This window comes from Massilia sp. NBRC 108631 (assembly GCF_059704565.1).
In genome coordinates this window covers 1-25,509 of sequence record NZ_BAAKJE010000102.1, presented here as the reverse complement: position 1 = coordinate 25,509, position 25,509 = coordinate 1, and the positions used below count along the sequence as shown (strand labels likewise).

At 64.4% G+C, this 25,509-nt stretch carries 24 protein-coding genes and 1 tRNA gene; 13 read left to right on the top strand and 12 right to left on the bottom strand.

What is annotated here, in order from left to right:
• Window positions 1–3 precede the first annotated feature (3 nt).
• From AC6H42_RS11155 to AC6H42_RS11145, 3 genes are all read right to left on the bottom strand, one after another.
• Window positions 4–678 (bottom strand): HAD family hydrolase, encoded by a 675-nt coding sequence (locus AC6H42_RS11155; protein WP_497548051.1) that lies wholly within the window; start codon window positions 676–678, stop codon window positions 4–6.
• Window positions 678–1,782 (bottom strand): peptide chain release factor 2 gene (gene prfB / locus AC6H42_RS11150; protein WP_157200879.1). Its coding sequence is split into 2 segments (ribosomal slippage): window positions 678–1,700 and window positions 1,702–1,782, totalling 1,104 coding nucleotides; the frame shifts between segments, so codons are not numbered across the junction. Before prfB ends, AC6H42_RS11155 begins: the two co-directional genes overlap by 1 nt.
• 303 nt (window positions 1,783–2,085) lie before the next feature.
• Entirely contained in the window at window positions 2,086–2,337 is a 252-nt protein-coding gene (locus AC6H42_RS11145; RefSeq protein ID WP_497548050.1) for a hypothetical protein, read from the bottom strand.
• A 98-nt stretch (window positions 2,338–2,435) separates the two neighbouring features.
• Here AC6H42_RS11145 and AC6H42_RS11140 point away from each other — a divergent pair, with 98 nt between their 5' ends.
• Entirely contained in the window at window positions 2,436–4,508 is a 2,073-nt protein-coding gene (locus AC6H42_RS11140; protein WP_057154589.1) for a bifunctional 2',3'-cyclic-nucleotide 2'-phosphodiesterase/3'-nucleotidase, read from the top strand.
• Window positions 4,505–5,566, top strand: a complete 1,062-nt coding sequence (locus AC6H42_RS11135; RefSeq protein WP_082551708.1) for an alpha/beta hydrolase — start codon at window positions 4,505–4,507, stop codon at window positions 5,564–5,566. Before AC6H42_RS11140 ends, AC6H42_RS11135 begins: the two co-directional genes overlap by 4 nt.
• Window positions 5,567–5,570: 4 nt before the next feature.
• Here AC6H42_RS11135 and AC6H42_RS11130 read toward each other — a convergent pair whose 3' ends face one another.
• Window positions 5,571–6,374 carry an alpha/beta fold hydrolase gene (locus AC6H42_RS11130; RefSeq protein ID WP_057154588.1) on the bottom strand — a complete coding sequence of 268 codons (804 nt, stop codon included), beginning with the start codon at window positions 6,372–6,374 and terminating at the stop codon, window positions 5,571–5,573.
• Between the two features lies 1 nt (window position 6,375).
• Window positions 6,376–7,686, bottom strand: coding sequence for an O-acetylhomoserine aminocarboxypropyltransferase (locus tag AC6H42_RS11125; RefSeq protein ID WP_497548049.1), 1,311 nt, complete (start codon window positions 7,684–7,686; stop codon window positions 6,376–6,378).
• Between the two features lie 174 nt (window positions 7,687–7,860).
• Here AC6H42_RS11125 and AC6H42_RS11120 point away from each other — a divergent pair, with 174 nt between their 5' ends.
• Window positions 7,861–8,316 carry a CBS domain-containing protein gene (locus tag AC6H42_RS11120; protein ID WP_056389356.1) on the top strand — a complete coding sequence of 152 codons (456 nt, stop codon included), beginning with the start codon at window positions 7,861–7,863 and terminating at the stop codon, window positions 8,314–8,316.
• A 50-nt stretch (window positions 8,317–8,366) separates the two neighbouring features.
• On the opposite strand, the gene AC6H42_RS11115 is transcribed toward AC6H42_RS11120, so the two are convergent.
• Complete coding sequence (locus tag AC6H42_RS11115; protein ID WP_057154586.1) at window positions 8,367–10,628, bottom strand: EAL domain-containing response regulator; 2,262 nt, start codon at window positions 10,626–10,628, stop codon at window positions 8,367–8,369.
• A 203-nt stretch (window positions 10,629–10,831) separates the two neighbouring features.
• Between AC6H42_RS11115 and aroC the strand changes: the two genes are divergently transcribed.
• Complete coding sequence (gene aroC, locus AC6H42_RS11110) at window positions 10,832–11,935, top strand: chorismate synthase (RefSeq protein WP_057154585.1); 1,104 nt, start codon at window positions 10,832–10,834, stop codon at window positions 11,933–11,935.
• A 51-nt stretch (window positions 11,936–11,986) separates the two neighbouring features.
• Complete coding sequence (locus tag AC6H42_RS11105) at window positions 11,987–13,135, top strand: MFS transporter (protein WP_057154584.1); 1,149 nt, start codon at window positions 11,987–11,989, stop codon at window positions 13,133–13,135.
• On the opposite strand, the gene AC6H42_RS11100 is transcribed toward AC6H42_RS11105, so the two are convergent.
• Both AC6H42_RS11100 and AC6H42_RS11095 read right to left on the bottom strand, forming a co-directional pair.
• Entirely contained in the window at window positions 13,132–14,559 is a 1,428-nt protein-coding gene (locus tag AC6H42_RS11100) for an HDOD domain-containing protein (protein WP_373888169.1), read from the bottom strand. The genes AC6H42_RS11105 and AC6H42_RS11100 overlap by 4 nt on opposite strands.
• Window positions 14,560–14,702: 143 nt before the next feature.
• Window positions 14,703–16,415, bottom strand: coding sequence for a putative bifunctional diguanylate cyclase/phosphodiesterase (locus AC6H42_RS11095; RefSeq protein WP_497548048.1), 1,713 nt, complete (start codon window positions 16,413–16,415; stop codon window positions 14,703–14,705).
• Between the two features lie 336 nt (window positions 16,416–16,751).
• Here AC6H42_RS11095 and upp point away from each other — a divergent pair, with 336 nt between their 5' ends.
• From upp to AC6H42_RS11080, 3 genes are all read left to right on the top strand, one after another.
• Complete coding sequence (upp, locus tag AC6H42_RS11090) at window positions 16,752–17,402, top strand: uracil phosphoribosyltransferase (RefSeq protein ID WP_057154582.1); 651 nt, start codon at window positions 16,752–16,754, stop codon at window positions 17,400–17,402.
• A gap of 12 nt (window positions 17,403–17,414) precedes the next feature.
• The gene (locus AC6H42_RS11085; RefSeq protein ID WP_057154581.1) at window positions 17,415–17,777 is read left to right on the top strand and encodes an Hpt domain-containing protein; all 363 of its coding nucleotides are present in this window, start codon (window positions 17,415–17,417) and stop codon (window positions 17,775–17,777) included.
• A gap of 287 nt (window positions 17,778–18,064) precedes the next feature.
• Window positions 18,065–18,268, top strand: coding sequence for a cold-shock protein (locus AC6H42_RS11080; protein ID WP_008448165.1), 204 nt, complete (start codon window positions 18,065–18,067; stop codon window positions 18,266–18,268).
• Window positions 18,269–18,379: 111 nt separating this feature from the next.
• Here AC6H42_RS11080 and AC6H42_RS11075 read toward each other — a convergent pair whose 3' ends face one another.
• Window positions 18,380–19,297, bottom strand: coding sequence for a LysR family transcriptional regulator (locus AC6H42_RS11075; protein WP_057154580.1), 918 nt, complete (start codon window positions 19,295–19,297; stop codon window positions 18,380–18,382).
• Window positions 19,298–19,446: 149 nt separating this feature from the next.
• Here AC6H42_RS11075 and aceB point away from each other — a divergent pair, with 149 nt between their 5' ends.
• Complete coding sequence (gene aceB, locus AC6H42_RS11070; RefSeq protein ID WP_057154579.1) at window positions 19,447–21,045, top strand: malate synthase A; 1,599 nt, start codon at window positions 19,447–19,449, stop codon at window positions 21,043–21,045.
• A gap of 51 nt (window positions 21,046–21,096) precedes the next feature.
• Here aceB and AC6H42_RS11065 read toward each other — a convergent pair whose 3' ends face one another.
• Both AC6H42_RS11065 and gloB read right to left on the bottom strand, forming a co-directional pair.
• The gene (locus AC6H42_RS11065; protein ID WP_057154578.1) at window positions 21,097–21,747 is read right to left on the bottom strand and encodes a 2-hydroxychromene-2-carboxylate isomerase; all 651 of its coding nucleotides are present in this window, start codon (window positions 21,745–21,747) and stop codon (window positions 21,097–21,099) included.
• A gap of 10 nt (window positions 21,748–21,757) precedes the next feature.
• On the bottom strand, window positions 21,758–22,549 hold the full coding sequence (gloB, locus tag AC6H42_RS11060; RefSeq protein WP_057154577.1) for a hydroxyacylglutathione hydrolase: 792 nt from the start codon (window positions 22,547–22,549) through the stop codon (window positions 21,758–21,760).
• Window positions 22,550–22,563: 14 nt separating this feature from the next.
• Here gloB and AC6H42_RS11055 point away from each other — a divergent pair, with 14 nt between their 5' ends.
• The 4 genes from AC6H42_RS11055 (at window position 22,564) to AC6H42_RS11040 (ending at window position 24,708) form a co-directional block, all read left to right on the top strand.
• On the top strand, window positions 22,564–23,352 hold the full coding sequence (locus AC6H42_RS11055; protein ID WP_057154576.1) for a class I SAM-dependent methyltransferase: 789 nt from the start codon (window positions 22,564–22,566) through the stop codon (window positions 23,350–23,352).
• On the top strand, window positions 23,345–23,782 hold the full coding sequence (gene rnhA / locus AC6H42_RS11050) for a ribonuclease HI (RefSeq protein WP_057154575.1): 438 nt from the start codon (window positions 23,345–23,347) through the stop codon (window positions 23,780–23,782). The genes AC6H42_RS11055 and rnhA overlap by 8 nt, the downstream gene beginning before the upstream one ends.
• A gap of 76 nt (window positions 23,783–23,858) precedes the next feature.
• Window positions 23,859–24,572, top strand: coding sequence for a DNA polymerase III subunit epsilon (gene dnaQ / locus AC6H42_RS11045; protein WP_057154574.1), 714 nt, complete (start codon window positions 23,859–23,861; stop codon window positions 24,570–24,572).
• Window positions 24,573–24,633: 61 nt separating this feature from the next.
• Window positions 24,634–24,708 (top strand) — tRNA-Val (locus AC6H42_RS11040).
• A 405-nt stretch (window positions 24,709–25,113) separates the two neighbouring features.
• Here the strand turns inward: AC6H42_RS11040 and AC6H42_RS11035 are convergent.
• Window positions 25,114–25,509 (bottom strand): helix-turn-helix transcriptional regulator (locus AC6H42_RS11035; protein ID WP_497548047.1); only part of this gene is annotated, 396 nt, incomplete at its 5' end.

Here is a 25,509-nt window from a genome sequence, read left to right as displayed (position 1 = left end):
AGATTAATTAATTTCAGCTGCAAAGAGTTCAGCGATATTGAGCTCGCTGAAGTCGCGCGCCACGCAGATCACGTTGTCGAATTCGGCAAAGGCCCCGGCCGGCAGGGTGGTGGTCAGCACCACCGCGCGCATGCCGGCGCGGCGTGCCGCTTCCACGCCCAGCGGCGCGTCCTCGAACACGATGCAATGCTCGGGCGGCACGCCGCAGCGCTCGGCCGCCAGCAGGAACACGTCCGGATTCGGCTTGCCGCGCGCCACGTCGGCTGCGCCGACCACAGTGTTGAAATGCTTGCGCAGATCCAGCCCGTCCAGCGTGAAGACGATGTTGTCGTTCGGGGCCGCGGTGGCCACGGCCAGCGCCACGCCGCCGGCCTTGGCGCCTGCGATCAGCTGGTCGAATCCGGGCACGGTTGCCAGGTGCGGGCCGTACAGCTCGCGGTACAGCGCTTCTTTCTCTGCATCCAGCTCCGCGCTGCTTTCCTTGGTGATGTGCTCGCCGAGGTAGCTGCGCATGATTTCATGGCCCTGGCGGCCCGCCGTGGCGCGGAAGAACTCGTCCGCGTCCAGCGCGTGGCCGCGCCGCTCGAAGAAGGCCAGCCACGACTTGGTGTGGAAGGCCATGTTATCGACGATGGTGCCGTCCATGTCGAAGATGAACGCGCGGGATGCCTGAGCCATTAGACGCCTTGCTTGAGGGATGCCGAGATGAACTCGTCCAGGTCGCCGTCCAGCACGCCCTTGGTGTTGCCGGTTTCGAAGCCGGTGCGCAAGTCCTTGATGCGCGACTGGTCCAGCACGTAGGAGCGGATCTGGTGGCCCCAGCCGACGTCGGTCTTGGAGTCTTCCAGCTTCTGCTGCTCGCTCATGCGCTTGCGCAGTTCCAGTTCGTACAGCTTGGCTTTCAGCATGTCCATCGCCTCGGCCTTGTTGCGGTGCTGCGAACGGTCGTTCTGGCACTGCACCACGATGCCGGACGGGCCGTGCGTCAGGCGTACCGCGGAGTCGGTCTTGTTGATGTGCTGGCCGCCGGCGCCGGACGCGCGGTAGGTATCGATGCGCAGGTCGGCCGGGTTGATCTCGATGTCGATCGAATCATCCACTTCCGGGTACACGAACAGCGACGTAAACGAGGTATGGCGGCCGTTGGCCGAGTCGAACGGGGACTTGCGCACCAGGCGGTGCACGCCGGTCTCCGTGCGCAGATAGCCGTAGGCGTGGTCGCCCTCGACCTTCAGGGTGGCGGTCTTGATGCCGGCCACCTCGCCGTCGGACTGTTCCATCACCTCGACCTTGAAGCCCTTGCGCTCGCAATAGCGCAGGTACTGGCGCAGCAGCATGGAGGCCCAGTCCTGGGCTTCGGTGCCGCCGGCGCCGGCCTGGATGTCGATGAAGCAGTTGTTCGGGTCCATCGGATTGTTGAACATCCGGCGGAATTCCATGCCCTCGATGACGGCCTTGATCTCTTCGGTGTCGGCGATGACCGCTTCCAGCGTGTCGTCGTCGCCTTCTTCCTTGGCCATGGCGAACAGGTCGGCCATGTCTTTCAGGTCGGCGTCAGCCTTGGTCAGGGTGTGGACGATGGCTTCCAGCGCCTTCTTTTCGCGGCCCAGGTCCTGGGCGCGTTTCGGGTCATTCCAGACGCTGGGGTCTTCCAGTTCTTCGTTTACTTGCTCGAGTTTCTCCGACTTGACAGTGAAGTCAAAGATACCTCCGAAGTTCGGCTTCGCGGGTCGTCAGATCGGCGAGCAGGGCGGAGAGGGCGTTGATGCGTTCGGCTTCCATGATCTTGGTCTTCTAGTGGTGTAATCAAACCTTGGATTATACCCTAGAGGACGCAAGCCCTTATAGCGCATTTCACTGCGCGCGCCGCCGCCGGCACGGGCTTGGCCGCCGTGCCGCGCAGGGCGCTGCCTCAGATGGTTTCTTCGGTTCTCATTTGCATGATGAGCTCATTGGCAAATTGGCAATAATGACGAGTGTATGCCCCTGTCACGGCACAAGGAGCACGTCAGGTCTGGCATTGATGCTCAGCCCCAGCAGCAGGCGGGACAGCAGCAGCTTGGTCGCATCTCCCCTTAGTCGTGGCTACGCGTGTTGTCCGCCATGCCGGGCCGGCATGTAGATCATTTCGAGCAGGGTGCCGCGCAGATGGCGGGTAAGCTCTTCGCCCGGCTCGCACAGCACCGCAAGCAGGTTTTCCTGCAGTTGCTGCTCGAAACGCTGTTTCGTAGCGCGCAGCAGGTGGTGCAACTTCTCCTGGGAGACTGTCAGGAACTGGTTCGAGCGCACGATGGCCGCACGCACGGCATGGAAGAGAATGGCGCCGCCTTGATTCATGCCGCATCGGGCGAAGAACACGGGAACCATTGCGAGCGAACTGGGCGGCGCGTATCATCGGTCGCTTCTGAAACCCTTGCTTTGCCCGCCCAGCCGCCATGCGCCGACTCCTGCCTTCATTTGTGTTCATTCAACTGGCCGCTTGCGCCACGCCGCCGGGCGGTTCGCATGCCGGATTGCCGGCCGCCGCGCCGGACGGCGCGCAGGCCACGCTGGCACTGCTGGAGACGTCGGACCTGCATGCCAACGTGCTGAGCTACGACTATTACAAACTGGCGCCGGATGCGTCGCTGGGTGTCGAGCGCACGGCCACGCTGATCCGGCAGGCGCGCGCGGAGTTCCCGAACACGCTGCTGCTCGACAACGGCGACACGATCCAGGGCACGGCGCTGGCCGACTACCAGGCGCTGGCGGCGCCGGTGGGCTGCGGCGAAACGCTGGCGGTCTACAAAGCCTTGAACCGGCTGGGTGTGGAAGGCGGCGGGCTGGGCAACCACGACTTCAATTATGGCCTGCCGTACCTGAGCCAGGTGACCGGCGCCCGCTTCGACGTGGAAGGCGTGGATCCTGCCGCCCCGCGCTGCGCAGGCGCCTCGTTTCCGCTGGTGCTGGCCAATATCTACAGTGCCAAGACGAAGCGGCCGCTGTTCCAGCCATTCGCCATCCTGGACAAGCGCATTGAGGCCACCGGTGCGGACGGCAAGCCGCTGCAGGCGCGCGTGAAAGTCGGCATCATCGGCTTCACGCCGCCGGGCATCCTGGGCTGGGACAAGCGCTGGCTGGAGGGGCGCGTGTATGCCGAGGGCGTGCGCGAGTCGGCGCTGAAGTACGTGCCGCAGATGCGGGCGCAAGGCGCCGACATCGTGGTGGCGATCCTGCACGGCGGGCTGGATGGTGCGCCGTACACGCCGCAGATGGAGAACGCCGGCCTGTACCTGGCCCAGGTGCCGGGGATCGACGCCATGCTGCTCGGGCATGCGCACGAGGCGTTTCCGAACCCGGCCAGCAGTTCGGCGCCGTTCAACCTGCCCGGCGTCGACAAGGCGAAAGGGACGGTGCATGGCGTGCCGACCGTGATGGCCAGCCTGTGGGGCAAGCACCTGGGCGTGATCGGCCTGCGCCTGAAGCGCGACGGCCAGCGCTGGCTGGTGGACAAGGCGCAGACCACGGTAGAGGCGCGCAGCACGCTGCTGCCGGCGCAGCCGGCGCCGGCCTCGGGCGAAATGGCTGGCGGCGCTGCGGCGAAGCGCTACGTAGCGGCCGATCCGGCCATCGCCGAACTGGTGGCGGCGGAGCATGCGGCCACCATCCGCTATGTGCAGACCCCGCTCGGCAGCACCGATTTCCCAATGACTTCCTATTTCGCGGACGTGGGCGACGTGAGCGCGGTGCAGGCCGTCAACGAGGCGCAGGCCGCCTATCTTGCCGACTATGTGCGCGCCAACCTGCCGCAGTACGCGCAGCTGCCGGTGCTGTCGGTTTCCGCGCCGTTCAAGTCCGGCGCCGCCGGCCCGGGTGACTATACGGACGTGAAGCAAGGCGCCATCGCGCTGAACAATGCGGCAGACCTGTACCTGTATCCGAATACGCTATCGGGCGTCAAGGTGGACGGCGCAGGGCTGAAAGCCTGGCTGGAGAAGGCTGCCAGCCGTTTCAACACGATCGATCCGTCGCAGACTGCACCGCAGGAGCTGGTCAATTCCGGTTTCGCCGGCTACAACTTCGACATGCTGACCAGCCCCGACGTGAGCTACCGCATCGACGTGACGCAGCCCCAGGGCCGCCGCATCCGCGACTTGAGCTACCGGGGCAAGCCGGTGCGGGACGCGCAGGAGTTCCTGGTGGCGACCAACAACTACCGCGCATCGGGCGGCGGCGGTTTCCCCGGCGTGGACGGCAGCAGCACCGTCTTCGCCTCGCCCGACGCCAACCGCGACGTGCTGATCGCCTACGTCCAGCGCACCAGGTCGCTCAAGCGCGCGAGCCACGGCGCGGCGCGCAGCTGGCGTTTCGCGCCGGTCAGGACCCAAGGCCCGGTGGTGTTCCACTCGGCGCCCGGCAAGTTCGATCTGGCGCGCGCGGCGGGGCTGGACAATGTCACCCAGTTGCAGGCCGACGATGGCGCCGGCAAGGGGCTGGCGCTGTACGGCATTGATTTGTCGCGGCCATGAGCGGCGGCGAAAACCGGCTGGCGGGGGCCGCCTCCCGGCCGGTGAAGCTGGATGGCGTGCCAGGCCTGGCGCTGTGCCTGGCGCTGGCAGCCGCTTCCGCCAACGGCGCCGGGCAGGTGCCGGAGCGCGCAGCGGGCGCAAGCCCGCACACCGCATTGCCGCGCGCGGCCACGCTGTCCACGCCGACCGGCGAAGTGCAGGGCACGCTCATGGTGCCTTTGCCGCTGGGCTGCGTACCGGCCGCGCTGATTATCGCCGGTTCCGGGCCAACGGACCGTGACGGCAACAGCAAGCTGCTGCCCGGCGCTAACAACAGCCTGAAGATGCTGGCGCAGGCGCTGGCCGAGGCCGGCATTGCCAGCGTGCGCTACGACAAGCGCGGCATCGGCGCGAGCGTGCGCGCAGGGGCGAACGAGGCGCAGTTGCGCTTTGAATCCTATACGGAGGACGCCGCCGCCTGGGTGAGGCAGCTAAGGCAAGAGGGGCGCTATGCGTCGGTTACCGTGATAGGCCACAGCGAAGGCTCGCTGATCGGCATGCTGGCGGCGCGCCAGGCAGGCGCCGATGGCTTCATCTCGCTATCCGGCCCTGCCGAACGCGCATCCACGCTGCTGCGCGGCCAGCTTGATCCCAAGCTGCCGCCCGAGCTGGCCCGGGCCAACGACAAGATACTCACGGCGCTCGAACGGGGCCGGCGGCCCGGCAAACTGCCGCCGCAGCTCCAGGCCTTCTACCGTCCCGGCGTGCAGCCCTACATGGCGTCGTGGTTCAAGTATGTGCCGGCACAGGAATTCGCCAGGCTGAAGATGCCGCTGCTGGTGGCGCAAGGCACGACGGATATCCAGGTCGATACCCGGCAGGCCGCAATGCTGGCAAAAGCCAATCCGGCTGCGCGGCTGCTGATGGTGGACGGCATGAACCATGTGCTGAAGCAGGTGCCTGCGGACCCGGCCCGGCAGATGGCTTCCTATTCGAACCCGGCGCTGCCGCTGGCCCCGGCGCTGGCCGGGGCGGTGACGGAATTCATCCACGCGCTGCCGCACCGGCCTTGCCACTGATTTGCTACTGGCGCAGGAATGCCGCCAGCGCATCGAGTACCGCGTCGGGCTGCTCGGACATTAGCGAGTGGCCCGCGTCAACCTGCACCACCTGGCCATGCGGGATGGCGGCGGTGAGCAGCCTGGCGGATTTCGGCGGCGTCATCACGTCCTTGCCGCCGAAGATGAACAGGGCAGGGCAGCGCACCGCCTGCGCCGCCGGTTCGCCGTTGGCGTAGGCGTTGCAGGCGTAAAAGTCCGTGTAGAACAGCTGCTCGGGGTTCAGTGCCGACATGCGCTGCATCAGCCGGCGCGCGCCGCCCATCACCGAAAAGCCGGGGCCGGGGCAGGAGGGCTTTTGCGCCATGCTCGAATGCGAGTAGATGTTCACCATGTCGATGGCGGCCTGCTCGTTGTCGCGCGAAGTATCCAGCAGCGCGTCCGATACCTTCATCGGGTAGGCCGTCCCCAGCATGGCCAGCTTGGCGACGCGCTGCGGCGCGCGGTGCGCCAGCTCCAGCGCGATCAGCGACCCCATGCTGTGTCCCACCAGCGCGGCCTGCGCCGCGCCGGCCGCGTCCAGCACCGCCAGCAGCCAGTCGGCCATCTCCTCCACGCTGCGCTTGGCCGCACCCTTGCTGCGGCCATGGCCGGGCAGGTCCACCGCCAGCACGCCGTAGCCGTGGTGCGCCAGGTAGCGGCTCTGCAGCGCCCATACCGAATGGTCGTTCTGCGCGCCGTGGATGAAGACCACGGCGGGCAGGGCCGCGTCGAAGGTTTTGCCTCCGGTGTAGCAGTAGGCTGCCGCGCCATCGATTTGAAGCAGCATCTCAGCCTCCTTTCTGCGACAGCTTGAGGCCGCGCGCCAGGTCTTCGATCAGGTCGTCCACGTCCTCCAGGCCCACCGACAGGCGCATGGTGCCTTCGGCGATGCCCGATGCGGCCAGTTGCTCGGCCGGCACGCGGAAATGCGTGGTGGAAGCCGGGTGGATGACCAGCGACTTGGCGTCGCCGACGTTGGCCAGGTGCGAGAACACCTTCAGGCTGTCGACAAAGCGCCGTCCTGCCGCGCGGTCGCCCTTGATGGTAAATGAGAATACGGCGCCGCAGCCCTTCGGCAGCAGCGTCTTGGCCAATTCGTAGTCCGGGTGGGATTCCAGCTCGGGATAGGACACCGACTCCACCGCCGGATTCGATAGCAGGAACTGGACCACCTTGCGTGTATTGGCCACGTGCCGTTCCATGCGCATGCCCAGCGTCTCTATGCCCTGCAGCACGGCAAAGGCGTTGTGCGGGCTCATGACGGCGCCGAAGTCGCGCAGGCCCTCGCGCCGGGCCCGCAGCGCGAACGGCGCCACGCTGGATTCCTCGGCGAACACCATGCCGTGGAAGCCCTCGTACGGCTCGCACAGCTCGGCGAACCGGCCGGTCTTGTCATAGGCGGCTTGCCAGTCGAAAGTGCCGCCGTCCACCAGCAGGCCGCCGATGGCAGTGCCATGCCCGCACAGGAACTTGGTGGCCGAATGGAACACCAGGTCGGCGCCGTGGTCGAAGGGTTTCAACAGATACGGCGTGGTGAAGGTGGAGTCCAGCATCAGCGGCAGGCAATGCTTGTGTGCCAGCGCCGCCACGGCCGGCACGTTCAGCACATCCAGCCCCGGATTGCCCAGCGTTTCGGCGAACAGCACTTTGGTTGCGGGCCGGATGGCGGCGCGCCAGGCGTCGAGGTCGCGCGGATCGACGAAGCTGGTCTCGATGCCGAAGCGCTTGAGCGTGTAGCCCAGCAGGTTGTGCGAGCCGCCGTACAGCGCGCGCGAGGCCACGATGTGCGAACCGGCGCCGGCGATGGTGGCCAGGCCGAGGTGCATGGCGGCCTGGCCGCTGGCGGTGGCGATGCCCGCCACGCCGCCCTCCAGCGCCGCGATGCGTTCTTCCAGCACGGCGTTGGTGGGGTTGGAGATGCGGGAGTAGACGTGGCCCGCGCGCTCCATGTTGAACAGCGCGGCGGCATGGTCGGAATCGCGGAAGGCAAAGGACGAGGTGAAATGGATCGGCGTCGCGCGTGCGCCGGTGGCCGGGTCGGGCGCGGCGCCTGCGTGAAGGGCAAGCGTATCGAAGCCAGGGTAGTGGGGACCGCTCATGGATGTCTCGTTTTGGGTTATTGAGGTGGCAAGATCGTACCGCGCACACCAGACGCGCACAACATGCAATATTTGATATTGCGCAACACTGGATTTTTCTCCGGGCATACGCTACATTCGCAGTAAGGCTTACAATAACTACAAATCCCATTCACACGGACAGGACGGCCCAAAATGAAAGTCTCCGAAATTCTTCAAGTCAAAGGCAACATCCTCTATACCATCAAGCCCGACCAGCCCTTGTCTGAAGCGGCGAAAACCATGGCCGAGAAAGACATCGGCTCGCTGGTGGTGATGGAGTTCGGCGACCTGGTCGGCATGCTGACCTTCCGCGAAGTGCTGAAGGCGCTGCACGAGAACGACGGCTCGGTCGGTGGCGGCACGGTGCGCAAGCACATGGAAGACCACCCGATCACGGTGACACCGGACACGGAAGTCAACGAAGTGCGCCGCATCATGCTGGAAAAGCATGCGCGCTATCTGCCGGTGATGAACGCGAAAACCCTGCTGGGCGTGATCTCGTTCTACGACGTGGCGCGCGCGGTGCTGGAAGCGCAGAGCTTCGAGAACCGCATGCTCAAGGCGTATATCCGCGACTGGCCGGCAGAGGAAGAACAGCCGGCCGACTGAATCCGGCGGCCACAACGAAGAACGCTATCCATCGGATAGCGTTTTTTTATTCAAGCCACGCCTTCGAGGGCGTCGTTGTTGAGCCACCCGTTCAGGGCCTCCGCCGTCATTGGGCGGGCAAACAGGAAGCCTTGCGCCAGCGGGCAGCCCAGCGATTGCAGGATCTGCGCCTGCCGCTCGTCCTCCACCCCTTCCGCAATCACTGCCAGGCCCAGGTTGCGGCCCAGCTGGATCACCATCTCGGCGATGCTGCTGCCACGCGCCGAACCGGTGATCTCGGTGACGAAGGCGCGGTCTATCTTCAGGCGGTCGATTTGCAGCCGCTGCAAGTAGGACAGCGAGGAGAAACCGGTGCCGAAATCGTCGATTGCGATGCTGACGCCGGTTTGCTTGATCTGGCCCAGCATCTTGATCAGCAGGTCCGGCTCTTCCATCGCCATCGATTCGGTGATCTCCAGCTCCACGAATTCCGGCGGCGCCCCGGTGTCGGCCAGCGCTCGGCGCAGCATCTCGAGGAAGTAGGGGTGGCGGAACTGCACCTGCGAGACGTTGATCGACATGGTGAAGTTGTCGTGGCCGGCCGCGCGCAGCGTCACCAGTTCGCGGCAGGCGGTGCGCATTACCCATTCGCCCAGGTCGATGATCAGGCCGGAGTACTCGGCAATCGGAATGAAGCGGTCCGGCGAGATGAACTTGCCGTCCGGCGTCTGCCAGCGCAGCAGCGCTTCGCAGCCCACCGGGCGGCGCGTGGCCAGATCGATCTGCGGCTGGTACACCACGAACAGCTGGTTCTGGCCGAAGGCGGTGCGCAGCGCGTGCATCATGCGCACCCGTTCGCGGATCTCCACGCCCATGCTGCGGGAGAAATAGAAGTGGCCGGCGCGCTGCTGGGTCTTGGCGCGCTTGAGGGCGATGTCGGCATCCTTCAGCGCGTCGGCGCCGCTGCCGTCGTGCTCGGCCAGGCGTACCAGGCCCAGCGTGGCGGACAGCTGCACGTCCTGGCCGTCTATGCTGAACGGCACCTGGAACAGCGCCAGGATCATGGCCGGATTCACTTGCGCCGCGTCGCCCAGCACGCAGAAGATGTCGCCGCCGATGCGCGCCACCGTCAGTTGCTGTCCCAGGTTGGTTTGCAGGCGGTCGGCCACGGCCAGCAGCAGCAGGTCGCCGAACTGGTGGCCGAGCGCGTCGTTGGTTTCGGCAAAGTGGTCCAGGTCCACCAGCGCCACGCTGGCGTCCTGCTTGGCCGGACCGGCCAGCGTGGCGTCCAGGATCTCCACCAGGCGGGTGCGGTTGGGCAGCTTGGAGAGCTGGTCGTAAAAGGCCGCGTTGTGCAGGTGCGACACCAGCTCGACGTTGTCCAGCCCCACGGCGACGTTGCTGCAAAAGACTTCCAGCAGCCGCTCTTCCAGTTCGGTCACCGGGCGGTCCACCAGCATAAAAGCGACAAAGGCGCGGCTGGCCTTGCCGGCGAAGTACAGCGTGATGCAGCCGTTGCCGTAGTGGTTGCGGCGCTCGTCCAGTGAGCGTTCCATGGCTTCGGTCACGCGCGGCTCGTTGCGCACGGTCAGCTGCTGCCCATCCAGGTTGGCGTAGCTGCCGGCGGCGGCCATGGCCATCAGCTCGTGGCAGCCGCTGTCCGGGCATTCCTGTACGCACAGCACACCGTTGGCCGGCTGGCGCAGCAGCGAGGCGATCTGGGCCAGCACGCCGGCGGCGAAATTGTGCACGCCGTGCAGCGACATCAGCTCGGTGCTGGCGTGGACGATCTGGTCCAGGCCGCGCCGGCTGTTGCTGATCTTGCGGATCTGTTCGTAGGAGCGGATCGCCGCCGTCACCGTGGTGAACAGCTTGATGCGGGTCAGCTCGGACTTGGTCTTGTAATCGTTGATGTCGTAGTCGCGGATGGCGTCGATTTCCGGCGCGTAGCCGGGCTGGCCGGTGCGCAGGATGATGCGCACGTCGGCAAGCTTGAGCGTTTCGCGGATGTAGCGCACCAGGTGCAGGCCGGCGTCGTCCTGTTCCATCACCACGTCGAGCAGGATGACGGCGATGTCGTGCTCGTGCTTGAGCATTTCGCGGGCCTGGCTGGCGGAATAGGCGTGGACGAACTCCAGCGGACGCTGCTGCATGTCCAGGTTGCCGAGCGCAAACGTGGTGGTGGAATGGACGTCTTCGTCGTCGTCGATGATCATCACGCGCCACACCTCGCGGGAAGCGTGCGCTGCCGGTTCCGCCGGATGTTCCTCCAAGAATACCAGATCGTCCTGATCGTCCTTGTTTGGGTCAAGGGGCGTGATCGATGGGGGCATGTGTCGCTTCTCCAGATATCTCGGTGTTCTTGATTTCAAGTATATAGGGAATTGTTAGGCAGAACGATCATTTCAGTGCTTTCCTGTCACCAATAACGACATTTTAATAGTACTGATAAGTACTATTTCGGCATGCTTGCCACGGCCGGCGCGGGGGACTGGTAGAATTGAGAGATTCCCTCAGTCTACTCACTCTGCTCCCTATGTCCGGTAATTCCTTTGGCAAGCTGTTTTCTGTTAGCACTTTCGGCGAATCGCATGGTATTGCGATCGGTTGCGTCATCGATGGCTGCCCTCCGGGCCTGCCGCTGAGCGAGGCCGACATCCAGCCCGAGCTGGACCGCCGCAAGCCCGGCACGTCGCGCCACGTCACCCAGCGCCAGGAACCGGACCGGGTCGAAATCCTGTCCGGCGTGTACCAGGGCGTCACCACCGGCACCCCGATCGCACTGCTGATCCGCAACGAAGACCAGCGCAGCAAGGACTACGGCAATATCACGGAAAGCTTCCGCCCCGGCCATGCAGATTACACCTACTGGCACAAGTATGGCGTGCGCGATCCGCGCGGCGGCGGCCGCTCCTCGGCGCGCCTGACGGCGCCCATCGTCGGCGCGGCGGCGGTGGCCAAGAAATGGCTGCAGCAGCAGTACGGCACTGTGTTCAAGGGCTGCATGAGCCAGCTGGGCGACATCCCGGTGCCGTTCGAAGCCTGGGAGCACGTACCGAACAATCCCTTCTTCGCCGCCAGCGGCGACGCAGCGCTGATTGCGCGCATGGAAGACGCGATGGACGCGCTGCGCAAGGAAGGCGACTCGATCGGCGCGCGCATCGACGTGGTGGCGCAGAACGTGCCGGTGGGCCTGGGCCAGCCCATCTACGACAAGCTGGACGCCGATATCGCCTACGCGATGATGGGCATTAACGCGGTCAAGGGCGTGGAGATCGGCGCCGGCTTCAAGTCGGTGGCGCAGAAGGGTTCCGAGCATGGCGACGAGCTGACCCCGGAAGGCTTCGTCGGCAACAACGCCGGCGGTGTGCTGGGCGGGATCTCGACCGGCCAGGACATCACCGTCTCCATCGCCATCAAGCCCACCTCGTCGATCCGCACGCCGCGCCGCTCGATCGACAAGGAAGGCAACCCGGTGATGGTGGAAACCTTCGGCCGCCACGACCCGTGCGTGGGCATCCGTGCCACGCCGATCGCCGAAGCCATGCTGGCGCTGGTGCTGATGGACCACGCACTGATGCACCGAGCGCAATGCGGCGACGTCAGCGTGGCCACCCCGGATATCGCGCGCAGCAAGTAAGGTTCTTCACTCCAGCCCGGCCTTTCCCGCCCTGCGGGGGAGGCCATCGCCATGCCCACCCAGTTCTTCAGCTTCGGTACCTTCCTCTTCTTTTACTACGCGCACGCGGGTACTTTCTCCACGTACGCCAGCCTGTTCTTCGCCGACCAGGGCATGACGGTGGCGCAGATCGGCGTGCTGATGTCGCTGATCCAGGTGCTGCGCATTTTCGGGCCCAACCTGTGGGGCTGGGTGGCCGACCACACGGAGCGCCGCGTGGTGGTGCTGCGCCTCACCGGCCTGGCCGCGCTGACGGCATTCTCCGGCTTCTTTATCGGCAGCACGTTCGCCCACTTCTTCGCGGCCATGGTGCTGCTCAACCTGTTTACCAGCGCGCAGGGGCCCATCTGCGAGGCGTTGATGCTGTCCGAGATGCGCGGCGACTTGACCTACTATGGCCGCATCCGCCTGTGGGGCTCGGTCGGATTCATCGTGGCCGCCATGCTGACCGCCTGCGCGCTCGACTACTGGGGTACGCGCGCCTTGCCGTGGGCAGCCGGGGCGCTGCTGGCGTGCGTGGTGGGCGCGGCGTTCCGCATGCACGAGGCGCCGCGCCAGCAGCACGCCGGTGCGCGCCCGGCCTTGCTGGCGGTGCTGCGCCGGCGCGAGGTGCTGGCCTTCTTTGCCTCCAGCGCGCTGATGGTGTCCGCCCATACTTCGCTGTACACCTTCTATTCGCTGTATCTGGAGCGCGCCGGCTACAGCAAGACCGTGATCGGCGCCATGTGGTCGCTGGGCGTGATGGCGGAAGTGATGTTGTTCTACTTCCAGGCGCCGCTGCTCAAACGCTGGGGCGCGCAGGCCATGCTGATGCTGGCTTTCGGCGTTGCCGTGCTGCGGTTCGCCATGATAGGGGCGGGCGCGCACTGGCTGGCGCTGCTGGTGCTGGCGCAGCTGCTGCACGCGGCCACGTTCGCGCTGCACCACTCGTCGTCGGTGCTGGCGATGCAGCGCTGGTTCGCCGGACCTTTGCAGGCGCGCGGACAGGCGCTCTACATCAGCATTTCCTATGGCGTAGGCGGAACGCTGGGCGGGCTCGGATTGTCGCAGTGCTGGGAAGGGCTGGGCCCCGAATCGGTCTACTACGTGGCGGCCACCCTGGCGGCGGGCGCCGCGGGAGCGGCGGCGCTGTCGTTCCGCTGGACCGCGGGGCGGGCCTAGCCCACCCGGTTGCCCACCGCTTCCAGCTGGTGGCGCCGCTCGACCGCCTTGACCACCAGCGCGCGCATATCGTTCAGCAGGCCGAACTCGGTCTGGCTGAGCTGGATGGGCGGGAAGGACTCGTCCCAGTCGCCGTAGATGAAGCCGGCCGGCTGCAGGTTCGACAGCAGCGGCAGGATGACGAAGCTGCGCGCCTCGGACAGCGTGGCTTTCCACCAGGCCGGCAGCTTGGCGGCGAATTTCGGGTCGCGCGCGTTCTCGATGAAGATCACGCGGTCGCTGTTCAGTGCGGCATGGAACACGTTCGGCTCATACGCGTCGTCGAACACCATTTCGCCCAGCTTTTCCTTCACGCCCTCGCCGAAGCACATCTTGGCGGCGTAGCGGCCCTCGCGGCGGTTGCGCACAAAAGCGACCGCGCGGGAGAAGTCCAGGCCCTGGTACACCGTCTCGAGCGCAATGGACACCATCTGGCCCGGGCTGGCCGAATCGACCAGGTCGCGCATGTCGGCCAGGCCGCTGAGCAGGATCTTGTTGCCGGCGGCGCGCTGGCGCGTCTTGGCCAGCGCCTTGGCGCGCCGTTCGGCCGGCTTGGACAGCGGTGCGATCGACAGGTCGTTGACCGCCGCTTCGCGCGCCTTTTCTATCGCTTCGCCCATCTGTTCCGGCGCCACGCCCAGCATGCCCGAATAGCTCTCGGTGATGCGCTTGACTTCCAGCGCGCCGGCCTCGTCGTCATGCCACAGCGATTCGGCGCAGCGGGCCGACATGGTCGACAGGCCGGCGATCCAGTCGGCGTGGCTCACTTCCGCGCCGGGTTCGGCAGGCGCCACGATGCGCATGCCACTGATCAAATTCTTCGGCAGGCCCCAGTGCGTGGCGGCGGCGCTGCCCACTTCCTCCATCGTCAGGCCCAGCACCTGCGGCGCGGCCTGGTCTTCCTTGTCGACGCCGGCGATTTCCTGCATCTGGCTCCAGCGCTCCGGCATGTAGAAGGTAATCATCATGCGGCCAAGCGAGTGCAGCAGCGAGCAGACCACGGCTTCCTCGGCGTGGCGGCTGTTGGCGCTGCTGGCCACTTGCTGCGCCACCATGCCGGCCAGCACCGCCTTTTCCATTTCGATGTGGGCGCTGGACGAGCCCGCGCCCGCGCCGGCCACCGACAGTTCCTCGATCAGTTTCAGCCCCAGCGCCAGGTGACCGATGGCTTCGGTGCCCAGCACCAGCACCGCCTTGCTGACGGTGTTGACGTGCTGGCCGAAGGCCGAGTACATGCCGCTATTGGCCAGCCGCAGCACCTTTTGCGTCAGCACGGGGTCCGACAGCACGGTCTGAGTCATGTTGAAATCGCTCTCGTCCTCGCCGCGCATGGCGCCCAGGATGGAGGAGATGGCCTTGGCAAAGCCGGGCATGTCGCCCTGCATGCGGGTGCGGTCCCACAGCTGGGACAGTGTCTTGCTGCCGTCGGCTTGCGGCGCCTGCTCGGGTGTCAGCGCGGGCTGCAGGCCTGGAGCCAGGCCGGGGGCGCTGTTCGGCGCAGGGCTTGGCGCCATGTTGAATGCGGAATTCATGCCTGCACCTGCCTCGCCTCGGCCCGGGTTTCCAGTTTCACCTCGGCCGGCACCAGGTTGGCGTAGGTGCGCTCGCGCAGCGCCGCCATGGCCACATGGGCGGCCATCGGTTTGCCGGTCAGGTAGCCCTGGATGTACTGGCAGCCGCGTTCCTGCAGGTGCGCCAGCTGTTCTTCGGTTTCCACGCCTTCGGCCACCACCGACAAGTCCAGGTGCTTGGCCAGGTCCAGCACGGCGTTGCAGATGGCGCCATCCTTCTGCGAGCCGGGCAGGTCGCGGATAAAGGCGCGGTCGATTTTCAGGACCGAGATGGGGAAGCGCTTCAGATAGGCCAGCGAGGAATAGCCGGTGCCGAAATCGTCGATGGCGATGCGCGCCTTGCGTTCCGCCATCCGGGTCAGGATGGTTTCGGCATGGGCCGGATCAATCATCAGGGTGCCTTCTGTAATTTCTAATACCAATTGCTCACCCGGGAGGCCGGAGAACGCCATCGCGTCGTCCAGCACGTCAAGGAATTTGTCGTTGCGGAATTGCCGAGGGCTAATGTTAACAGAAATATACAGCGGCCGCTTGGCGACCTCTTCAAACTGCTTGAGCTGGACGCAAGCCGCCTTCAGCGCCCAGGCGCCGAGCAGGTTGATCAGGCCGTTGGTTTCGGCTATCGGAATGAAACGCACCGGCGGCACCATGCCCAGGGTAGGGTGCTTCCAGCGCATCAGCGTTTCAAAGCCCTCGATCTCGCGCGTGCGGGCGTCGACGATGGGCTGGTAATACAGCATGAACTCGCCCTCGCGCACGGCCTGGAACATGGCCGCTTCCAGCGAAATGTCGTGTTCCGGCGGGCCCCCGTGGCGCGGGCTGTAGACCACGCAGCGCGCCTTGCCGGTTTCCTTGGCGCGCGACATGGCCGCGTCCGCCAGTGCCACCAGCCGCACCTCGTCCTCGGCGTGCTGCGGATAGACCGACACGCCGACCGAGGCGCCCAGGTAGATGGTATGGGTGTCGATTTCGAACGGCGCCTGCAGCGTCGCCAGCAGGCGGCCGGTGACCAGCTTGATCTGCGCTTCGCTGGCCGTGCCGGGCAGCACCGCCACGAATTCGTCGCCGCCGACGCGGGCCAGGGTGTCCGAATCGCGCAGCGTCTTGCGCAGGCGCGCGGCGGCCATGCGCAGCACCGCGTCGCCGACCGGGTGGCCGAGGCCGTCATTGACCTTCTTGAAGCCGTCGATGCCCACCGTGGCCACCGAAAAGCCCTGGCCGGAACGGCGCGCCTGGGCAATCGTCATGCGGATGCGGTCGGACAGCAGCAGGCGGTTGGGCAGCTCGGTCAAGGCGTCATGGGTCGCCATGTGGCGCAGGCGTTCTTCGGTGCTGTGCTGGACCGTCAGGTCGCGGCCCACCACCAGGATGCCGCCGGCATTGCCTACGCCCGATCGTCCATAAACCGATAAGCGCAATTCGAACCAGACTTCGCATTGCTCGCCTTTGAGGCGCACTTCGACGCGGGCGGCAGTGCCGGACTGTCGCAGCTCGGCCAGGGAGGCCTTCAGGGCCGGCTGGTCGGTGTCGCTGGTCAGTGCCGCGAGGCTGGTGCCGAGCAGGCTGTCCAGGCCGGACAGCGCCAGCGCGTGCTTGCTGGCGAACAGCACCTCGCCTTGCAAATCGAGCCGAAACACCACGTCGCCAGCCTCCTCGAGAAGGCTGTCCATGTCGTTGTGGCTGGAGCGCACGGGCGTTGTAGGGGCACTGGATAGCATCGTGTCGGTCTACTCTTTCAGAACTATTGTTGCAAAACCAGAACGAAATGTATCACTGTTGGAGCCTGAAAAACATGAAAAACGACAACATCTATGCATGTTTTGCAAAAAAGGATTGATGAGCGTCAGAAAAGCACCTCTATAGAGTAGCAGACGGGCAAAGTTGCCGCCCAAACTGGCAGCCCCCGGCTAAGCCGGGGGAGGGGACAATAATTTCAGTGAAACCATTCCACCGGGCCTGGATGGCTGGGATAATGCGGGTTATAACCGATTAGATATGAGTTCCCTATGAAACAAGATCCGCGCTTCCCCAACCTGTTCATCACCGACCACCCGCTGATTCAGCACAAGCTGAGCCACATGCGCGACAAGGCGACCTCGACCCGCACCTTCCGCGAGCTGCTGAAGGAAATCACTTTGCTGATGGGCTACGAGATCACCCGCGACCTGCCGCTCGGCACGCGCGTGATCGAGACCCCGCTGATGACGATCGACGCGCCCGTCATCGCAGGCCGCAAGCTGGCCATTGTGCCTATCCTGCGCGCCGGCATCGGTATGAGCGACGGCCTGCTGAGCCTGGTGCCATCGGCCCGCGTCGGCCACATCGGCGTGTTCCGCGATCCGGATACCCACCAGCCGGTCGAGTACCTGGTGCGCCTGCCTGACTTGGCCGAGCGCACCTTCATCCTGTGCGATCCGATGGTGGCCACCGGCAATTCGGCGGTGCACGCGGTGGACGTGCTGAAAAAGCGCGGCGTCACGGACGAGCAGATCATCTTCCTGGCCCTGGTGGCCGCGCCGGAGGGCATTGAAGTGTTCCAGAAGGCCCATCCGGGCGTGAAGATCTACTGCGCCGCGCTGGACAGCCATCTGAACGAGCACGCCTACATCGTGCCGGGCCTGGGCGACGCGGGCGACCGCATCTTCGGCACCAAATAAGAGGAGCGGCGCGTGGCGACCCTGGCCGATCCGAACTTCCGCGCACGCCTCAGTGCGCTCGGCGACAAGTATGCGGCCGGCATACCCGCTACGCTGCAAGCGATTTCCGCCGCCTTGTCTCATTGCCGCAACGCCGATTCGGACGCGGAATCGCTGGAAAAACTGCACGCCTTGCTGCACGGCGTGGCCGGTTCGGCGGCCACTTTCGGCTTCGCCGCTTACGGCGCCGAAGCGCGCCGTATCGAGCAGGAACTCCTGCCGTTGCTGGGGAAACGGCCCGCCGAGGTGGATGGATGGGAGGCGCTGGCGGGGCAGGTGGAACGCTACCTGTCCTGGGCAGCGCGGGACCCGAAAGCAGCGGTTTACGCCGGCTGAAACCGAAGTTTATTTGCGCACTTTTGATATTCCTCAAGCGCGATCACCGGATCTTGTCTATAGTGACACACATGCCGCGCGAATTTGTGCTCGGGAGATCTGGCTAGATGGCTACACCACCAAAGTCACATCCTTGCATTTATTTTCGTGAAAACGAGATTTTTTCGTTTTATTCGGTATAATGCGGGATCGTTAGATTCAAGAGTAGTGCAGTTTGTCTGTCATTTCTTACTTGCTTCAAACGATATCACGGGCGCAAGCCCAACTTAACTGAAATAGGAATTGTAATGGCAACTGGTATCGTAAAATGGTTCAATGATTCGAAGGGTTTTGGCTTCATTACCCCTGACGAAGGCGGCGAAGATCTGTTCGCTCACTTCTCGGCTATCCAATCGGCTGGCTTCAAATCGCTGCAAGAGAACCAGCGCGTTTCGTTTGAAGTAACCGCCGGCCCTAAGGGCAAGCAAGCTTCGAACATTCAGCCACTGTAATACGCTGAATCTTACGAGATGAAGAAATCCTCGGTTTCCGAGGATTTTTTTTTGTCTGTACGTTCCGTGCATGGCGGCTTGGGAGCGCAGCGGCGTAAGCCGCTAATGCGGTCACGCGGCAACCTTCTCCTTGCGCCAGTAGCCCGGCTGCGCGTACGTGCGCCGCAGGAAGTCTACGAAGGCCCGTATCCTCAGCGGCAGGTGGTTGCGCTGTGCGAACACTGCGTAGATGTCGTTGCCCGGCGCGGCGTACTCGTCCAGCACCGTGCGCAGGCGGCCCGCCTCGATATCGCCACCCACCTCCCACATCGACCGCCAGGCCAGGCCTTTCCCCGCCAGCACCCAGTCGTGCAGCACCGCGCCGTCGTTGCAGCCCATGTTCCCGCCCACTTTCAGCGTGACGATCTTGCCCTCGTGCTTGAAGGTCCAGCCGCGCTGCGAACCATCGCTGCTGATGGCCAGGCAGTTGTGCTTGTGCAGGTCGTCCAGCGTGCGCGGCATGCCGTGCCGTTTCAGGTAGGCCGGCGTGGCCACCAGCACGCGCTGATTGTCGGCCAGCTTGACGCCGACCAGGTTGGAATCGGACAGCGAGGCGATGCGGATGGCCACGTCCACCCCTTCGCCGATGATGTCCACCACGCGGTCGTTCAGGTTCAGCGTGGCGCGCACATCGCGGTGTTCGGACAGGAAAGAGGGCAGCAGCGGCGCCACGTGCTGCCTTCCAAAGCCAGCCGGGGCCGACACCAGCAGGTGGCCTGTTGCGCGCGCGCTGCGTTCGGCCACCGCTGCTTCCGCATCTTCCAGCTCGGTCAGGATGCGCTGGCAGTCCTCCAGGAAAGCCGCACCCTCGTTGGTCAAGGCCAATTTGCGGGTGGTGCGCTGCAGCAGCTTGACGCCCAGCCGCTGTTCCAGCGCATCCAGCCTGCGCCCAATAACGGCGGGCGCTATGCCTTCCGCGCGGGCTGCGGCCGAGAGGCTGCCCTTGGCTACCACCTCGACGAAAGTGGAGATTTGTCTGAACTGACCCATAAGAGTTTTCCTAGTACTTGTGCAAAAAACGCATAGATGAAGTGATTTTTAGTCTTGTTTGCATAACTATTTAGTGAATATACTGCAAAAAACATGTAGACGCCCAGCGCCTATACTGAGGATTCACACTACCCACCATCGGAGATCTCATGACGCAAGCCACCATCACTCTGCCAGCAGGCATGGAAATTACCGGCGCCATCAAGCCCGGCTACGAAACCGTACTGACGCCGGATGCGCTGGCCCTGGTGGCCAAGCTGTCGCGCGCGTTTGAACCGCGCCGCCAGGAGCTGCTGGCCGCCCGCGTGGCACGCGCCAAGCGCCTGGACGAGGGCGAGCGTCCGGACTTCCTGAAAGAGACCGCGCACATCCGCGCCGGCGACTGGACCATCGCACCCATTCCCAAGGCGCTGGAATGCCGCCGCGTGGAAATCACCGGCCCGGTGGAGCGCAAGATGGTGATCAATGCGCTGAACTCGGGCGCCGACAGCTACATGACCGACTTCGAAGACTCGAACACGCCGAACTGGGACAACCAGATCAGCGGCCAGGTCAACATGATGGACGCCGTGCGCAAGACCATCGCGCTGGAACAGAACGGCAAATCGTACAAGCTGAACGACAAGACCGCCACCCTGGTGGTGCGTCCACGCGGCTGGCACCTGGACGAGAAGCATGTGCTGGTGGACGGCAAGCGCATCTCCGGCGGCATCTTCGACTTCGCGCTGTTCATGATCCACAACGCGAAAGAGCAGCTGGCGCGCGGCGCCGGCCCCTACTTCTACCTGCCGAAGATGGAATCGCACCTGGAAGCGCGCCTGTGGAACGACATTTTCGTGATGACCCAAAACGAACTGGGCCTGCCGCAGGGCACCATCAAGGCCACCGTGCTGATTGAAACCATCCTGGCAGCTTTCGAGATGGACGAAATCCTGTACGAGTTGCGCGAGCACAGCTCGGGCCTGAACGCCGGCCGCTGGGACTACATCTTCTCCTGCATCAAGAAGTTCAAGCTGGACAAGGACTTCTGCCTGGCCGACCGCGCCAAGGTCACCATGACCGCGCCGTTCATGCGCTCGTACGCGCTGCTGCTGTTGAAGACCTGCCACAAGCGCAACGCGCCGGCCATCGGCGGCATGGCCGCGCTGATTCCGATCAAGAACGATCCGGAAAAGAACGAAGTGGCGATGGGCGGCGTGCGCAACGACAAGGCGCGCGACGCGACCGACGGCTACGACGGCGGCTGGGTAGCGCACCCTGGCCTGGTTGAGCTGGCCATGGGCGAGTTCACCAAGGTGCTGGGCGATGCGCCCAACCAGATCAGCAAGCAGCGCCCGGATGTGGAAGTGACTGCCGCCGACCTGCTGAACTTCCAGCCGGAAGCGCCGATCACCGAAGCGGGCTTGCGCTACAACATCAACGTCGGCATCCACTACCTGGGCAGCTGGCTGGGCGGCAACGGTTGCGTGCCTATCCACAACCTGATGGAAGATGCGGCCACCGCCGAGATCAGCCGTTCGCAAGTGTGGCAGTGGATTCGTTCCACCAAGGGTACGCTGGAAGACGGCCGCAAGGTGACCGCTGAAATGGTGCGCGCCATGATCACCGAAGAACTGCCCAAGGTAAAAGCCTCGGCCCCGGACGGCAGCAGCATGAACTATGAACGCGCCGCCGAGATCTTCGAAGAAATGTCGACTGCCACCGCGTTCGCCGAGTTCCTGACCCTGCCGCTGTACGAAGAAATTTAAGCGACGTGCGTTGGCGGGTGAGCGGGGCGCGCCCCGCGTCACCCGCCAGCGTCACGTTGGCTTGCGCTGGGCCAGTGCAGGCCGTTCCAGAAAGGCGTGCAAGGCGGCCTCGTCGATGCTGTTGCCTGCCAGGCGCCATAGCAAGGAATCGATGCGGTCCGCACCCCAGAAGAACTCCCCCTCGTACTCAAAGGTAGGCACGCCAAACACGCCCGCGCCTATGGCCCGCTCGGTGGCCGCCGCCAGCGCTTGTTTGACCTCCGGCGTGCCGGCGGCCTGCACCAGCGCCTTGCCGTCCAGTCCGCATTCGTCGGCCAGCCCGGCCAGCACTGCCATATCCGAGACATCCGCCCCGCGCTCCCAGGAGGCCGCATACAGCGCCACCACGAAGCGCTTGCGCGCCGCTGCATCCGCAATCGCGGTGCTGACGCGCAAGGCGGGCAGAGGGTTGAAGGGGTGGCCCGGCGGCCCAGTGAAGCGCAGTCCTTTCGCCGCCGCCAGCCGCATCGCATCGCGGAAGGTGTGCACGCGCTTGGCGGGGATTTCCGCCGGCCCCTTGTTGCCGTGCGCATTGAGCATGGCCGCGAACAGCACCGGCACGAATTCGACCGTGCAGCCGGCCGCCTCGATGCGGCCGATTTCCTTGGTGGCCAGCCACGCGAACGGGCTGATCGGATCGAAATAGCATGTCACCTGTTTCATTGAACCCCGCTTAAAAGCTGTTTTTCCATTGCCGCAGGGCCGCGAATACGGCCACCGGCGCTTCGCCGCCTTGCAATTTGCCCGCCGCCACCAGCTGCGCGGCGATCTGCGGTTCGGCGTACCGCAGGAAGGGATTGGTGTTGCGCTCCATGCCCACGGTGCTCGGCACGGTCGGCACGCCGCGCGCGCGTTTGGCCGTGTCCGCCTCCACGCGTGCCTGCAGCGCGGTGTTGCCGGGCTCGACCGCGCTAGCGAAGCGCAGGTTGGACAGCGTGTACTCGTGGGCGCAGAACACCTTGGTGTCGGCGGGCAGGGTGGCCAGCTTATTGAGCGAATCGACCATCTGCGACGGCGAGCCCTCGAACAGGCGGCCGCAGCCGCCGGCAAACAGCGTGTCGCCGCAGAACAGCCAGGGTTCATCGCCGGTGCGCACATAGGCGATGTGGCCCAGCGTGTGCCCCGGCACTTCCAGCACGCTCAGCTGCAGGTCCAGGCCCGGTACGTCCACCGTATCGTCCTCGGACAGCGGCCTGGTGACCGTGGCGATGCCGTCATTGCGAGGTCCGTACACCGGCACCGCGTAATGCTGTAATAATGTTGGGACACCGCCCGTGTGGTCAGCATGGTGGTGCGTGAGTAGAATGGCGGTAAGTGTCAGCCCATGGGCCTTCAGCGCGGCCAGGATGGGCTGCGCGTCCCCGGGGTCGACCACGGCGGCGTTGACGCCGTCATGGATGAGCCACAGGTAATTGTCATTGAAGGCGGGAACGGTGAGGACGGCAAGCGTGCGGTCAGAGGTCATAGAGAAAGAGCGGCATGGATAGCGCGGCATCCGAAAAATCCATTATAGCGCTGGACAGCTGGCTGCAAACGCCGCCGGGCGCCTACGTGCGCGCCTGGGAGCAGGCGCGCCTGGACGAGCTGACGGCTGACATCTTCGGCTTTAATGCGGTGCAGATCGGCATGCCGCAGATCGACACGCTGGCGGCCAACCGCATGCCGCGCAAATGGCTGGCCGACACCCGTCCGCGCCCGCTGCGCATGGCCAACGGCAGCGAACTACGCCAGGTGGCCGTCACGCTTGACTATGCCGAGCTGCCGTTCGCCTCGCAAAGCCTGGATCTGGTGGTGCTGCCACACGTGCTGGAATACGCCGCCGAGCCGCACCAGGTGCTGCGCGAGGTGGAGCGCGTGCTGCGGCCGGAGGGCCAGCTGATCATCTGCGGCTTCAATCCGGCCAGCTTGTGGGGCTTGCGGCACGTGACCGCGCGCATCACCGGCAACCATTTCCTGCCGCGTGACGGAGAATTCATCTCTATGCCGCGCCTGAAAGACTGGTTAAAATTATTGAATCTGGGCGCCACGCAAAGCCACTTCGGCTGCTACGCGCCCGCTTGCCGCACCGATAAATGGCTGCAGCGCTACGCCTTCATGGACAAGGTGGGGAAGCGCTCGTGGCCGTATTTCGGCGCGGTGTACATGGTGCAGGCGGTCAAGCGCGTCAAAGGCATGCACCTGATCGGTCCGGCATGGACCAAAAAATCGGCCACGGCCCCAACGGGCGTGCCGGCAACGAACAAAAGGCGGGAACAGCAGGATGGATAAGGTTGAGATTTTTACCGACGGCGCATGCAAGGGCAACCCCGGCACCGGTGGCTGGGGAGCATGGCTGCGCGCCGACGGCGCCGAGAAGGAAATGTTTGGCGGCGAACTGAATACGACCAACAACCGCATGGAATTGCGCGCCGTGATCGAGTCGCTCAACGCGCTCAAGCGGCCCTGCGAAGTGGTGCTGCACACCGACAGCCAGTATGTGCAGAAGGGCATCAGCGAGTGGATCCACGGCTGGAAGAAGCGCAACTGGATGACCTCGGCCAAGGAACCGGTGAAGAACGCCGACCTGTGGCAGGCGCTGGACCAGGCGCAGGCCGTGCATAAGGTGGACTGGCGCTGGGTGCGCGGCCACAACGGCCATCCCGGCAACGAGCGGGCCGACCAGCTGGCCAACAAGGGCGTGGAAACGGTGCGCAGATAAGCGCCGCAAACCCGGTCCGCCCGGCCGGGCTTTGTTATACTGCCCGGCTTGCTCCTAGTCTTTCCTGAAGAAATCCATGCGTCAAATCGTCCTCGATACTGAAACCACCGGCATCAACCCCAAGCTCGGCAACCGCGTCATTGAAATCGGCTGCGTCGAGCTGGTCAACCGCATGCTGACGGGGAACAACTTTCACGTCTACATCAACCCGGAACGGGAGTCGGAAGAGGGGGCGCTGAACGTCCACGGCCTGACCACCGAATTTCTGCGCGACAAGCCGCGCTTCTTCGAGATCGCCGACAAGTTCCGCGACTACATCCAGGGCGCCGAGCTGATCATCCACAACGCGCCGTTCGACATGGGCTTCCTGAACCACGAGTTCCGCATGCTCAACATGCCGCCGGTGGACGACCACATTAACGGCGTGATCGACACGCTGTCGGTAGCCAAGGAAATGCGTCCCGGCAAGCGCAACTCGCTGGACGCGCTGTGCGACTTCTTCGGCATCTCCAACGCCCACCGCAAGCTGCACGGCGCGCTGCTCGATGCCGAGCTGCTGGCTGACGTCTACCTGTCGATGACACGCGGCCAGAACAGCCTGGGCATGGACGTGGAAGAAGAAGTGCAGGAAGGCGGCGTGCTGCTGGAGCCGGTGCCTCTGGCCGAGGTTATCGTGCTGGCAGCCGACGATGAGGAGCTGGCGGCGCACGAAGACACGCTGAACGGACTGGACAAGGCCGTGAAAGGCAACTGCATCTGGCGCGCGGCCCTGGCCGTTCCCGCCGCGTAAGGATTTTTCGCGTTGGCCCTTTTACAAACGTGATCGGTGCGCTATAATGCTCGCACTCAACGGGAGGTTAGCTCAGGGGTAGAGCACTGCATTCACACTGCAGGGGTCGCAAGTTCGAAACTTGCACTTCCCACCAAGAATTCTGAAAAAAATCAAAGGCTTGCGAAAAACATTCGCAGGCCTTTCTTGCGTTTGGGGAATAGGTACGGAAAAAGTACGGAATAGTCCGAAAATTGCCTGAAAAAAATATCTTATCGAAGTCCGCAATCGCCAATCAAAATTCGGGGCTTTTCGGCTTTCGACATACGACGTTTAAATAGCAGATTGGCGTCGAGTTGTTGCGTCCAACGAACAGTCATGGGGACGTGCAGGGGGAGCGGGCGGGGCCTTATTGAGGCAATTGCAGCGCGTCGCGCCGAGGATGATGCCTCTATGGCTTGGTGTTCAGGCGTCGATTGGCCGACTATCTTGGCGCCTGCAGATTGCCCGACGCAAAAGGCCTGCCATGCGTGCGCCGAGCTGTGGGTTTTTACGCCGAACGTCAACCACGTTCGTCCATTCCACGCCCTGGACGCGAATCGCGGACGGGTGTGGGACGCGGGGCCGACTGTCGCGCCGAAAGCGCGCTGCCGCGACCGATGGAGTATGGCTGTGTTGGCGCCTGGTCTCGTTCCTTCTTGCGCTCCTCGAGCCACTGTTCAATTTCATTTCTCGACCAGCCTGCCGAGCGTGACGCGAGCTTCAGTTGACGAGGGAAAAGTCCTTTCCTGATTTCCTTATAGATTGCAGAGCGTGACTTGCCGCAAATTGCCATGACGTGCTGTATTTTCAGCATGAACCGGACCGGAAATCTGGGAGGCTCCAACATCTGAGAGAATGGAGCCATGAAACGAAAATCCACGAAGTTTTCCCCCGAAGTGATGGAGCGCGCTGTGCG